General features: G+C 32.1%; 11 protein-coding genes. 8 read left to right on the forward strand and 3 right to left on the reverse strand.

Features of this window, described 5'->3' with window-relative positions; genetic code table 11:
* Positions 1-235 precede the first annotated feature (235 nt).
* The 3 genes from OA93_RS24325 to OA93_RS22735 all read left to right on the forward strand — a co-directional run bounded on the left by OA93_RS24325 (position 236) and on the right by OA93_RS22735 (position 3,266).
* Positions 236-1,288, forward strand: coding sequence for a sensor histidine kinase (locus tag OA93_RS24325; protein ID WP_052259578.1), 1,053 nt, complete (start codon positions 236-238; stop codon positions 1,286-1,288).
* 46 nt (positions 1,289-1,334) lie between these two features.
* Complete coding sequence (locus OA93_RS22730) at positions 1,335-2,501, forward strand: alpha/beta fold hydrolase (protein WP_039116422.1); 1,167 nt, start codon at positions 1,335-1,337, stop codon at positions 2,499-2,501.
* 66 nt (positions 2,502-2,567) lie between these two features.
* Positions 2,568-3,266, forward strand: coding sequence for a response regulator transcription factor (locus tag OA93_RS22735; protein ID WP_039116423.1), 699 nt, complete (start codon positions 2,568-2,570; stop codon positions 3,264-3,266).
* A 200-nt stretch (positions 3,267-3,466) separates the two neighbouring features.
* Here the strand turns inward: OA93_RS22735 and OA93_RS22740 are convergent, their stop codons facing one another.
* Positions 3,467-4,882 carry an alkaline phosphatase gene (locus tag OA93_RS22740; RefSeq protein WP_039116424.1) on the reverse strand — a complete coding sequence of 472 codons (1,416 nt, stop codon included), beginning with the start codon at positions 4,880-4,882 and terminating at the stop codon, positions 3,467-3,469.
* Positions 4,883-5,216: 334 nt separating this feature from the next.
* Complete coding sequence (gene rsmG, locus OA93_RS22745; protein WP_035618001.1) at positions 5,217-5,846, reverse strand: 16S rRNA (guanine(527)-N(7))-methyltransferase RsmG; 630 nt, start codon at positions 5,844-5,846, stop codon at positions 5,217-5,219.
* 107 nt (positions 5,847-5,953) lie between these two features.
* On the opposite strand from rsmG, the gene OA93_RS22750 reads away from it, so the two are divergent.
* The 5 genes from OA93_RS22750 (at position 5,954) to OA93_RS22770 (ending at position 12,004) form a co-directional block, all read left to right on the forward strand.
* Positions 5,954-7,051, forward strand: a complete 1,098-nt coding sequence (locus tag OA93_RS22750; protein ID WP_039116425.1) for an acyl-CoA desaturase — start codon at positions 5,954-5,956, stop codon at positions 7,049-7,051.
* A 71-nt stretch (positions 7,052-7,122) separates the two neighbouring features.
* Positions 7,123-8,313: a pyridoxal phosphate-dependent aminotransferase gene (locus tag OA93_RS22755; protein WP_039116426.1), complete on the forward strand. Its 1,191-nt coding sequence runs from the start codon at positions 7,123-7,125 to the stop codon at positions 8,311-8,313.
* Between the two features lie 534 nt (positions 8,314-8,847).
* Positions 8,848-9,480, forward strand: coding sequence for a hypothetical protein (locus tag OA93_RS22760; protein ID WP_052259579.1), 633 nt, complete (start codon positions 8,848-8,850; stop codon positions 9,478-9,480).
* Positions 9,481-9,506: 26 nt separating this feature from the next.
* Positions 9,507-9,974: a hypothetical protein gene (locus OA93_RS22765; protein ID WP_039116427.1), complete on the forward strand. Its 468-nt coding sequence runs from the start codon at positions 9,507-9,509 to the stop codon at positions 9,972-9,974.
* Positions 9,975-10,129: 155 nt separating this feature from the next.
* Complete coding sequence (locus tag OA93_RS22770; RefSeq protein ID WP_039116428.1) at positions 10,130-12,004, forward strand: U32 family peptidase; 1,875 nt, start codon at positions 10,130-10,132, stop codon at positions 12,002-12,004.
* 50 nt (positions 12,005-12,054) lie between these two features.
* Here OA93_RS22770 and OA93_RS22775 read toward each other — a convergent pair whose 3' ends face one another.
* A complete protein-coding gene (locus tag OA93_RS22775; protein WP_039116429.1) occupies positions 12,055-12,834 on the reverse strand; it encodes a hypothetical protein in 780 nt (259 codons plus the stop codon).
* Between the last annotated feature and the right edge of the window lie 463 nt (positions 12,835-13,297).

The following is a 13,297-nucleotide window of genomic DNA, read 5'->3' on the forward strand; positions in this document are numbered from 1 at the left end:
ATAGAAGAATCAGTTTTATCATGATTTATATATTTAAAGCGAATATAGCTTTAGAGTCAATTCCCTATTTTATGCGCAATCAAAAACACAACTTTAGCATTCAAATAATCTATTTTAAAAGAATAATGCATTCGTATGCTTAAATACTATTTTTAGGAGCAAAAAGTCTTTATTTAACCCTACGAACAAAGCATACTTCGATATTTTATTATCTTGTCCCTCTTAAACCGTTATAATGAGTTTTTTAAAAAACATCGACCTAAAAAGAATTCTATTTCATTGTATCTATTGGATTTCCTTTTTGTTATTATACATCTCTGGCAAGTCTAATGATACTAGTTCTTATGACTTTACTTTTGTTTATACCTGGAAAGTTATTGCTCAGGCAATCGCCGCTTACGGATTAATTTATTGGATAATTCCTCAAACTCTGAACAAAAAAAAATACTTGCTTTTTATATTTTCAGCTTTAAGCTGGCTTTATCTTGTTTTTGCTTTTCTAATGATTTTTAAATACTATTATCTAGAACCTAAATTTCCTGGTTTCTTTGATGATTGGCTTGGGCACAAAATGTCTGTTCCCGAAAGATTAACTTCATTTAAATTAATATTCAGAGAGTTTTCTTTTATCACTTATCCAATTATCATATTGGGTTTTATTAGTTTTAATCGCAAACAACAACGTCTTTTAAAACTGGAAGAAGAGAAAAAATCGATGGAATTAAAAGTATTGAAGAATCAATTAAATCCCCATTTCCTTTTTAATACGCTGAATAATTTATACACATTGACCCTTAAAAAAGATGACAAAGCACCCGAAGTAATTGCGAAACTATCCGAAATTCTGGACTTTGTATTATACCGCTGCAATGAAGATTATGTTTCTATCGAAAAAGAAATTGCCTTAATTGAGAATTACATTGCTTTAGAAAAACTTCGCTATAGCGAAAACAGATTGGATATTTCGTTTACCAAAGACATTCAGGAAAGCAACAAAATTTCACCTCTTATTATATTGACTTTTATAGAAAATGCTTTTAAACACGGCGTAATTAACGAAACCAAAAAAGCTACTATCAAACTAAATTTAGAGAGCAAAAAAGGACAAATCATTTTTGACATTGAGAATACAAAACCTCAAAATGGCATTTTAACAATTTCGGATAAATCAAAAATTGGATTAGAAAATGTCCGAAAACAATTAGATCTATTATATCCAAAAAAACATCAATTAGAAATGGAAGAAACGCAAACCCTTTATAAGGTTCAACTTTCTCTTTATCTATAAATTCCAAAAAATCAATTTACTATCAAAACTAATCATTTCAAATTTTATGAAAAAACATCACTTAATTAGTCTTTTATCTATTTTCTGCTTTATCACCGCAAATAGCCAATCTAAAACAATTGATACTTTAGTCAATGTTGGCAATCACAAGATTCATTTTAAGATCGTAAAAGGCAAAGGAACTCCCATTCTTTTTGATGCTGGTGGTGGGAATGATGGCTCGGTTTGGAATTCGATTTTAAAACCAATTTCCGAGATTACAAACGCTACTTTAATAACTTATGACAGAGCTGGTTTTGGTACAAGTACAATTGATACTTTACAAACCGATGAATCCAAACACGGAATCATAAGTAACATTGAAGATTTAGAAATTGGCTTAAAAAAACTGGGATACGATAAAGAAATCATATTGGTTTCACATTCTTACGGAGGTTATCTATCAACCCTCTATGCTACCAGACATCCTAAACTCGTAAAAGGGGTTGTATTAATTGATGTTAACCATAGCTATTTTGAAGACGGTTACATCGAAAAAATATTAGCCACACAAGATAAACTAATACCACAATGGAAAAAAAACAATAAAGGCATTTATTATATGTCGGCAACTATTGCCGAAACTGTAAAAATAATGAGCAAGTTGTCTATTCCTCAAACCATTCCAGTTGTTGATTTTATTAACGGAATCCCTTTCTATAAAATGCCTGAAGAAATAGAAAAATGGAAAAATGGTCATAATAAATATGTAGCAAATAACCCTAATGTTACCGATATCACAGCTTATGGTTGTGGTCATGCTATTTGGATGGACAATCCGCCATTGGTAATTACCACAATTGCCAAAATGTATGCAAATGGCTCTAAACAAAAAACTGAAATTCAAAAACGCGCTTTACAATACACAATTCAAGCTTTTAACGAGGATAAAAAAGAGCAATTGACTTACAATAATTCCGAAGACGATTTAAACAATTGGGGATATGAATTATTACGCAAAAATGAAAATGAAAAGGCAGCCGAAGTCTTTAAATTAAATATGCTTTTAAACCCAAAAAGTGCAAATACATATGATAGTTATGGTGAAGCTTTGCTAAAAATCAATAAAAAGGACGAAGCTATTACAATGTATAAAAAATCTATAGAACTAAATCCTGAGAATAAAAATGCGATAGAAGTTTTAGAACGTATAGCAAAAGAAACTACAAAATAACTAGATTAGATTGCAAACAAACCTCAAAAAGATTAAAATTGCATCTATTAAATATAAAATTTTCAAATGAAATATAAATGCATTATCGTCGACGATGAACCATTGGCTAGAGAGTTAATTGCGGCGCATCTAGGTAATTTTGACAATTTTGAACTAGTTGATTCATTTGAAAATGCATTAAAAGCATATACTTTTTTAGAAACAAATACAGTCGATTTACTATTTCTGGATATCGAAATGCCTTTATTAAAAGGAAATGATTTTTTAAAAAAATTAAAGAATCCTCCTAAGGTAATTTTCACAACCGCTTATCGCGAATATGCTATCGAAGGATATGAACTCAATGTTATAGATTACCTTTTAAAACCAATTACGTTTGATCGTTTTTTTGTTTCGATAGAAAAATTCAAACAATTACAAACACCCAAAAAAGAAGAAAAAGCAGTTGCCGAAAATCATATTTTTGTATCAAGCGGGAATAGAAATATCAAAATAATTTTTGAAGAAATCTTATACATCGAAAGTCTAAAAGATTATATCACTATACATTTAGAAAACGGAAAATCGCATCATCTTAAACAGAACATTTCAGCTTTCGAGAAATTATTAGATTCAAATTTTGTTCGCGTTCATCGTTCTTTTATCATTCAGACAAAAAAACTGACTGCTTATTCTAAAAACGAAGTCGAAATAAACACAACAGAAATCCCAATAGGTAGTAGTTATAAAGAAAACTGGCTAACGTATTTAAAAACTATTAAATAGTAAAACCCCATAAACCAGAATTCGATTTCATTTAACACATAGTGACATAGATTTAATCTCTAAACAAAGAACACAAAAAGAAATACATTTCTTTCGCATAGCAAACTATGTGTATTCAAAATAAGTGAAATGCCTTTTAAAGCATACAAAACCTATGTCACTATGTGTTAAAATTAATTCAAACTAACGAGTGAAGTAAACTAAAATTTATTTTCTACTTCTGCAGCCTGCAACATCAAATAATGTAAATCGGTATTTTTTACAAAAGGCTTTAAAAGTTCACTTCCGGGACCGAACATTGCCAACTCTACATAATCGGCAGAGTGATCCATACTAATCCAACCTACAGAATTTATTTTTCCTTGCATTTCAGCAAAAGCTTTATAAGGCAATTTCTTGTAGTTGTACAATCCGTCTTCCTTATGCAAACCATCATAATAACTCAAAACCGTTTTGGCATCTTCATCCGAAACTGAATGTCCATTAGCCTTTTCTATAATTTCCTTTACTTGAGCAACCGAAGAATCAGGTTTTATCTGATTTAAAACCCACTCGTTAGTCTGTGTATATTTCTGGATGCTATCAAAATTCTCATTAGCGTATTTACCATAAATAATCCCAGGATTTGCGTTACCGTGATCCGTAGTAATTATCACTAAAGTTTCTTTGTCTTTCTCGGCAAAATCTATCGCAATTTTTACTGCTTCGTCAAACTCAATTTGGTCATTAATTAAACCTGCAATATCATTTCCGTGTGCAGCCCAATCCACTTTTCCGCTTTCTATTTGTAAAACAAAACCGTTTTTATGACCTTTCATTCTATCAATAGCTTTCTGAGCCATCTCACCAAGGCTTGGAACTGTTTGTTTTAAATTATCATCACTGTTTTTATCTACATAATAAGGAAGTCCATCTTCTGCAAACACACCTAAAATAGGCTGAGAATTAGAAGCTGCATCCATCTCAGAACGCGTTTTTACCACCTGATATCCTTTTGCTTTAAAAGCAGCATACATATCCTTTTTATCTTTTCTTACCCCAGAGTTAAAATAGTTTGAACCTCCACCCATCATAACATCAAAACCAAGATCTAGATATTGTTCGGCAATATCATCCTGAGCATTTCGGCTTTTACTATTTACACAAAACCCAGCGGGAGTTGCATGAGTAATAGGAACAGTAGTTACACAACCAGCCATCTTACCCGATTTCTTGAACTTTTGCCAAATAGGTAAATGTGGCTCACCTTGAGGACTTACATTAAGCACCCCATTATTTACTCTAAAACCACCACCCCAAGAAGAACTTGCAGCCGACGAATCGGTTACTATAGAACTAGCCGAAGCCGTATCCATCAAGGCTCTAGAAACCCGATTGTCTTTATATAACTGAATCCAATTAGAACCTTTTCCTGTTTTTCTGTTCAGGAACAAATCAGTCATATTTAGAGTTCCTGTGCTCATTCCGTCACTAACTAAAAGAATAATATTTTTAGCTTTTTTATTTTTGTTAACCGATTCTAAATCTAAAATATTTGCAGAACCCTGAAAAGGATTCATTACAGCAGCTCCAATTGTAAATAAAGAGCCATTTCTAAAAAACTTCCTTCTATCCATCATTACTTTGTTTTTGTAAGTATTTCAAAGATAAAAAAATACACTTAGTAACAAAATTATCTTTCTGTTATGATACTATCGATTTAAACAATCTTGAACACTAATTTCACTAATTATCACTAATTTGTTTGTGAAATTAATTCCACAAACAACGTTAATCTCATTAAAATTTGAGCAAATTCGTGACTCGAGACTGAAAGTCGAACAGACGAAGTAAATTCTTACTTCTTTCTTGTATTCACATCCAGCCAATAGAGCAACAAACCATACCAATCTAAAAAGCAAAAACCCCATCTAATCCAGACAGGGTTTTATAAATTGTATTCGATATGTTTTAAACTGTAAACTTCAAAGGAAGATGAACCACTTTTTTAGTTTCAAAAAATTCATCATCAAATATTTCTGCTAAATCATACAACGTAGCTTTAGGGAAATCTTTTAGTTCCTCTGCTAAATCTCCTCCTTTAAGATATAGGATTCCGTTTTTTAGAGTATGCTTGTGTTGTTTCTTAATTTTTTCTTTCACCCACGAAACAAAATCCGGCATATTGGTTACGGCACGACTTACAATAAAATCAAAATCTCCTTTAACCAATTCAGCACGCTTTTGTTCAGCCTTCACATTCTTTAATTCTAATGCATCAACAACACCTTGAACCACTTTTATTTTTTTGGCAATTACATCAATTAAATAAAATCGTGTTTCAGGAAAAAGAATCGCTAGAGGAATTCCAGGAAAACCACCTCCAGTTCCAACATCTAAAACTGTTGCTCCAGGTTCAAATTTCATGATTTTTGCAATCCCTAACGAATGTAAAATATGTTTTGTATATAAGGAATCAATGTCTTTTCTAGAAATTACATTGATTTTTTCATTCCAATCGTGGTATAAAAAGTCTAATTTTTGAAATTGTTCGATTTGAAGATCGGTCAAATCAGGAAAATATTTCAATATCTCGTCCATTGCTTTAAATTTTTAACAAAAGTACTACTTTACGATTGAAATATTTAACTCAATTTTGCAAATTGAAAATTTATAATAATTACCTTTGAAAACTATTTAAATTAATTATGAATAAGACTGCTCCTATATTTGCAAAGCAAGACAATCTGAAGTTTTTCAGAACACTTAACTCTCGAGTAAACAATTACTTCAAAGAGAATAATATTCAGAAAACCGGAAACTGGAAGTTACACTTAAAAGCCGTTATTCTTTTTGCTGTTTTTTTAACACCATATTTTTTAATCCTTACACTTAATATGCCTTTTTGGGTAATGTTACTTTTATCAATCGTAATTGGTATCGGGATGGCAGGTGTTGGAATGAACGTAATGCACGATGGAAATCATGGTTCTTATTCGACTAAAAACTGGATTAACAAATTCATGGGAGGAACTATTTATGTTCTTGCAGGAAACGTTTACAACTGGCAAGTACAACATAATGTTTTACACCATACTTATACTAATATTCCTGGACATGATGAAGATCTGGATGCAGGAAGAATTATTCGTTTTACAAAACATGCAGAATGGCATAGTTTTCACCGTTTTCAGCATTATTATTCTGTATTCTTATATGGTTTATTGACATTTAATTGGGCAATTACAACCGATTTTAAGCAAATGCGAAACTACCTAAAAAGAAAATTATCTTATGGTGAGCCAAAAAGCCCAAAGATTCTTTGGACAACACTTATTATAACAAAAGTTATTTATGTTTCAATCTGGATTGTTTTACCAATCGTAATCGGAATTGCATGGTGGAAAGTACTAATCGGATTCTTCGTAATGCACTATACAGCCGGATTAATCCTAAGTGTTGTATTTCAGTTGGCACACGTTGTTGAAGAAACTACAAACCCATCTCCAAACGAATTAGGAGAAATGGACAATACGTGGGCTATTCACCAATTATTTACTACAACCAATTTTGCTCCAAAAAACGCAATTGTAAACTGGTACACTGGAGGATTAAATCACCAAATCGAACACCATATTTTCCCAAATATAAGTCACATTCATTATGGTAAAATTGCAAAAATCGTGAAAGAAACTGCAAAAGAATGCGATTTACCATATTACGAATACAAAACAATGGGAAGTGCTATTATTGCTCACTTCAAACATTTACGTGAATTAGGGATGAAACCTGGATTATCAGTTTAAACTAAAAAAATCTATTAATAATTAACCATCCTTAATTAAAGTTGAAATTAAGGACATTCAAAAATTTTATAATGAACCATATTCTTTCAGACAGAATCAACAACCTTGCGACATCACAAACTCTAGCAATGGCAGCTTTGGCACGCGAACTAAAAGCACAAGGAAAAGACATTATCAGTTTAAGTTTAGGTGAACCTGATTTTAACACGCCAGACTTTATTAAAGAAGCAGTTAAAAAAGCAGTCGACGAAAATTACAGTACATATTCTCCAGTAGAAGGTTATTTAGAATTGAGAGAAGCAATTTGCAGAAAATTCAAAAGAGATAACGGATTAGACTACAAACCAACTCAAATTGTAGTTTCTACAGGAGCAAAACAATCATTATACAACATTGCACAAGTAATGTTAAACGAAGGTGACGAGGTTATTTTACCTGCACCATACTGGGTTTCTTATTTCGAAATCGTAAAACTTTCAGGAGGAGTTCCAGTAGAAGTTCCAACATCTGTAGATACTGATTTCAAGATTACACCAGCACAATTAGAAGCAGCAATTACACCAAAAACAAAAATGATGTGGTTCAGTTCTCCTTGTAACCCTTCAGGTTCAGTTTACAGCAGAGAAGAGTTAACTGCACTTGCAAAAGTGTTAGAAAAACACCCAAATATATACGTAGTTGCCGACGAAATTTATGAGCACATCAATTTCTCAGGAACATTCTGCAGTATCGGTTCAATTCCGGGAATGTTAGAAAAAACAATCACTGTAAACGGAGTTGCAAAAGCATTTGCCATGACAGGATACAGAGTTGGTTATATTGGAGCTCCAGAATTCATCGCAAAAGCGTGTACAAAAATTCAAGGACAAGTAACATCTGGAGCAAATTCTGTGGCACAACGTGCTACAATTACAGCTGTAGATGCTGACCCAAGTGTATTAAACCACATGGTACAGGCTTTCCACACACGTAGAGATTTAGTAGTTGGATTATTAAAAGAAATTCCAGGAGTAAAAATCAACGTTCCAGAAGGAGCATTTTACGTATTCCCAGACGTATCTTCTTTCTTCGGAAAAACATTAAAAGGAACACACATCAAAGATGCTAATGATTTATCTATGTATCTTCTTGGCGAAGCAAATGTTGCAACAGTAACAGGAGATGCATTCGGAAACCCAAATTGTATCCGTTTCTCTTACGCAACAAGCGACGATATCCTAAAAGAAGCATTACGCAGAATCAAAGAAGCTTTAGCTGCATAACAACATAAAATAAGTTTATTAAAACGGCTTAAGGTTTAAAGTTTCATCACTTTATACTTTAAGCTGTTTTTTTATGGGGTTTCCTCCGGTCGGGCTATCCGACTATATCTTTTATTTTTTAAAGAAAAAATAAAAGGATATCGCTCCTATCCCTAACCCAAAAACTAATCACTATCAACTTTACTAATAAACAACAGATTGCAAGCACAAATAACATATTGTAAACATAGCCAACGGTTTCAACCGTTGGAGCATAATGTATTATCGCAATCCGCATCACACGGTTGAAACCGTCTGCTATAATTAAAACAGGATAGAATTTAAAAAATGAAAAACATAATGAACTTTGTTTTCTATTACTACTCATGTCTGCATGCTGATATTAAATACACGAAACCAAGTTCCTTACACCCTTGTATTATTACTCACCAAACAAACATTACTTTTTAGATAATATTATTAGTATTTTTAGCCCGCAAATAAAAACCGTTTTATAGTATTTAAACGAATATGAGATTCCTATAAAACAACAATATGAAAAATATAATCTTTATTATAAAACATTACAAACCAAATAACCAACCAATTATGAATTCAGTATTTCGGAAAATCTTTATCATTATTATTTTTACAATAATTTCATCTAATCTGGCAAAAGCCCAAACAGAAGGAAATTTTATCAAAGTCTCAATAGGCTATGGATCTAGCACTTCAAATTACGAAGAAGAAAATCCCGAAATCATCGATGGTTCTGGTTTTTTTGCCCAAGGAGAATATATAATAGGAGTTACCAAATGGTTTAGCGTAAGACCTTATGCTGGCGTTATTTTTACCTCAACTAGCGAAGATGCCGTTAAAAACCCACAAGGCTACAAAGTAGAAACTAATGCATTTTTACTAGGAGCAAAAGTTCGTCTTTGCGCACCAATTCCTTGGGTTGCACCATTTATAGAAACTGGTATTGGCGCTTCTATCGGTTCATTTGAAACCTACACTAATCAAGTCAATGAGAAAAAAAGCGGTGTAGTTCCACATATTCCGATTAGCTTAGGACTTGCATTGGGCCCAAAAAACAACATAGAAATTGGAGTTACCTTTTACGGAAATCTATCAGGTGAACAAGGTTTCGGTGCATTTACAGCAGGATATACATTTCCTATAGATTAATTTTAAACCAACTTAAATAGTATATCATGAAAATTTCAACTTTATTACTTTCTTTATTTTTTGTGATTCAACTTACATTTGCTCAATCAACTTTAATTCAAGATCCCCCGAAAAAAACTTGGAAAATTTTAGTTAAGAATAATAAAACTGCCGAAGAAAATTTCAAAATGATTGGACAAACATTAATAGAAAATAATTATTCAATTGAGAAAAAAGACAAGGAATTTTTATTCATTCAAACATCTCCAAAAAATTTGCAAAAATTAAACGCTTCATATTTCCTGAATTTTACTTTCAAAGACAATTTAATAATTTTATCTGGAATGTCAAAAATGAATATATCTATAAATTTTGGAAGCATTACGACCGAAAGCAACTATGAAAAAATAATTAACAAAGGGATGAGAGGGTCAATAATGAAAGAATCTTTCAATGAAATGTTGCAATTTGCCACATTGCTTCCTAAATCTGAATATGATTTTATTACTGATTAAATAAAAAAGCCAAACATCTTCTATTATCTAACTATTTTAAAAAAAGTCACTTCAGTATTAGTAAACTCAAATAATTTATAAGAACTTTGCAAACTTTTTTAGGCGAAAGCCAAAAAGCATAAAGTTTTAGAAATAAATAATTTATCATCAACTCGATGAAGAAAAAAATCGAAATATTAGCTCCTGCTAAAGATTTAATCGGAGGAATGGCAGCTATAAATAGTGGAGCCGATGCAGTTTATATTGGTGCACCACAATTTGGAGCACGTTCTAATGCCAACAATTCACTAGAAGATGTAGCTGCATTAGTAAAATATGCTCACTTATTTAATGCTCAGGTTTTTGTGGTAATGAATACCATTTTGTACGACAACGAACTAGAAACGTGTCGTCAAATGATTTATGAATTATACGATATTGGTGTAGATGCACTAATTATTCAGGATATGGCAATCATGGAGATGGAGTTACCTCCTATTGTACTTCATGCCAGCACACAAGCTAATAATCGTGATGCAGATAAAATTAAGTTCCTAAAAGATGCTGGAATAAAACGTGTGGTTTTAGCCCGTGAATTGAATTTGCATCAAATTAAAACAATATACGACGAGGCTGATGTAGAATTAGAATTTTTCGTAACCGGAGCTTTATGCGTTTCATTCAGTGGAAACTGTTATATGAGTGTGGCAAACGGAGAACGCAGTGCCAACCGTGGTTCTTGTGCACAAAACTGTCGTTTACCTTATAACTTGATTGACGGAAACGGAGAAACTTTAATCAAAAACAGTCACTTACTGTCGATTAAAGATTTAGATATTTCAGACCAAATCCCTAATTTAATTGAAGCAGGAATCGTTTCTTTTAAAATCGAAGGGCGACTAAAAGATGTTGTTTATGTTAAAAACAACGTATCGTTTTTACGTCAAAAATTAGATAGTTTCTTAGAAGCAGAAGGAAATGATAAATACACGAAAGCTTCTTCTGGAAAATGTACCTATACTTTTGATTCTTCTTTAAACAGAACTTTCAATCGTGGATATACCGACTATTTTGTAAACGATAGAAATCATAGTATAGGATCTTGGGAAAGCCCAAAATCAAAAGGACAATATATTGGTAAATTAATCCGAACTGTTGGAAATGCTTACGAAATCGAAAATGGCGAATTACTAAACAACGGTGACGGACTTTGCTTCATCAACGAAAATAACGAAGCCGACGGAATCTATGTAAACAAAGCCGAAAACGGTAAAATTTATCCAAACGTTTTAAAAGAAGTAAAAGACGGAACTTTTATCTACCGTAATAACGATGCCGCTTTTATCAAAATTGTAGAAAGAGAAGATAGTGCCGTACGTAAACTAAGCACCACTTTACTACTTACAGAAAACGAAACAGGTTTTGAGTTAATAGCAACCGACGAAGACGGAAATGTTAGTATTGTTACTTTAGAACATTCTAAAGAACAAACTAAAACTGGTGAATCAATCGAAGAAAACATCAAAACACAATTGGCAAAAACAGGATTTACACCTTATACAGCCGATGAAATTAATGTCATGTTTACTCAAAACTGGTTCCTTCCTATTTCTAAAATCAACGAAATGCGAAGAACTGTTTACGATCAGTTAACCGAAATTCGTTTGGCAAATTACAAACGTGAAGAGCACCAATTGGTAAAAACTTCACATCCGTATCCAGAAACCAAATTGGATTTCATGTACAACGTTTCGAACAAAACAGCTCGTAAATTCTACGAACGTCATGGCGTAACCGAAATCGAAAAAGCATTTGAATTACAATGGGATCCAGGAAAATCTCGTGTAATGACTACTAAATATTGTATCAAATACGAATTAAAAAAATGTCCAATACACCAAAAAGACATAATGGGTGTTAAAGTAAAAGAACCATTGGTATTAAAACAAGGCGAACTAGAATACAAACTAAAATTCAACTGTAAACCTTGCGAAATGGAAATTTGGGAGAAAGATGCCGAATTTGAAATCGAAGAAGATCATTTTCATTAAAAACACAAAAGCGATACTTTTTTAAAATAAAGTATCGCTTTTTTTATTGCTTATTTTTTCTTGGTAGTTTTTTTAGTTGTCTTTGGTTTTGTAGTTTTCGTAGTTTTTGGCTCAACTTTTGGTTCAACTTTTGGCTCTCGTTTTTTGTTATACAAATTTACAACAACCTCAATATCATAATATTTATATTCTTTATCTTCTATCTTCTTAGCAATTTCAGAATCATCACTAAAATAATAAACTCCATACTCTCTAAAAAAAGCATTGTATCCTGCAGAAAGAGCATTTGAACTTATAGAAACCAATACCGGATAATCCTCCTTACTCCTTTTCATGTAATGATTAACATCTTTAGAGACAACTTTCATTTTATTCTCTTTTATCTTCTCTTTAGTCTTTTCATCTTCAACCTTAACTTCTTTTATCCCGTATTCCTCACCTCCTAAATATAAAGATACATTTCCATTAATTATTTTACATATCCAGCTTTCATCAATAATCTTAAACTCCGTACCCTTTTTTTTGTACACTTTTGTTTTTGTCCATACAAAAACATAAGTCAGTTTTTTATTCTGGTCAAAAATCTGAATTGAATCTATGTCTTTACTTGCATATTTTTCATTTTCATCTCCTACTTTAATTTTTACCTTTTTATCAGCAACCCCAGGAAATTTAACTACTCCACTAATTTTTTGTTTGTCTTTTTTAAAAACAATTGCATCAGCTTTTTGCTCTCCCATTCCCAAGTTAAATGTAATTCCTCCAGACTGAGAATGTACTAATGCCGACATTAATAAAGCACTTACTATTAAGTAAAATTTTACTTTCATTATTTTAAATTATAATTATTATTTGTAAGCCGGCAAATATATAAATATAGTATCGCTTTAAAGGAAGTTCCTTATTGGTCAAACAAGAAGTTATAACCATAATTATTAACAAATAATTACTCCATAAAAGACTTTAAATTTGGGCGTGACCACAAGGGTCGGGCTATTCGCTACAAGTCCTCGCACTTCCTTCGTCAGGCTGTGGGCTATCCGCTTCTATCCCTCACGCAAACCGTAAAACAAGAACTTTTACATTTATAATTACACTTTATGTTCCCACAATCTTGTCATTTCTGAATTGACAAACTGTATACTTTCTTTATCTAAAAATTAAATTTCCGATTAAATAAAAATCTGTAAAATCTGCGCGAAACCTTTGCGAACTTTGCGGTTAAATCAATACATCCTAAAAAATAGATTATAGATGCAGATTACGTAGACGCACTGCGGTGCGTCTCTACAC

Source organism: Flavobacterium sp. KMS (assembly GCF_000813005.1).
Taxonomy (GTDB): Bacteria; Bacteroidota; Bacteroidia; order Flavobacteriales; family Flavobacteriaceae; genus Flavobacterium.

Coding starts and splice junctions, on each gene's coding strand:
- OA93_RS24325 (WP_052259578.1), top strand. CDS start 236: ATGAGTTTTTTAAAAAACATCGACCTAAAAAGAATTCTATTTCATTGT.
- OA93_RS22730 (WP_039116422.1), top strand. CDS start 1,335: ATGAAAAAACATCACTTAATTAGTCTTTTATCTATTTTCTGCTTTATC.
- OA93_RS22735 (WP_039116423.1), top strand. CDS start 2,568: ATGAAATATAAATGCATTATCGTCGACGATGAACCATTGGCTAGAGAG.
- OA93_RS22740 (WP_039116424.1), bottom strand. CDS start 4,882: ATGGATAGAAGGAAGTTTTTTAGAAATGGCTCTTTATTTACAATTGGA.
- rsmG (WP_035618001.1), bottom strand. CDS start 5,846: ATGGACGAGATATTGAAATATTTTCCTGATTTGACCGATCTTCAAATC.
- OA93_RS22750 (WP_039116425.1), top strand. CDS start 5,954: ATGAATAAGACTGCTCCTATATTTGCAAAGCAAGACAATCTGAAGTTT.
- OA93_RS22755 (WP_039116426.1), top strand. CDS start 7,123: ATGAACCATATTCTTTCAGACAGAATCAACAACCTTGCGACATCACAA.
- OA93_RS22760 (WP_052259579.1), top strand. CDS start 8,848: ATGAAAAATATAATCTTTATTATAAAACATTACAAACCAAATAACCAA.
- OA93_RS22765 (WP_039116427.1), top strand. CDS start 9,507: ATGAAAATTTCAACTTTATTACTTTCTTTATTTTTTGTGATTCAACTT.
- OA93_RS22770 (WP_039116428.1), top strand. CDS start 10,130: ATGAAGAAAAAAATCGAAATATTAGCTCCTGCTAAAGATTTAATCGGA.
- OA93_RS22775 (WP_039116429.1), bottom strand. CDS start 12,834: ATGAAAGTAAAATTTTACTTAATAGTAAGTGCTTTATTAATGTCGGCA.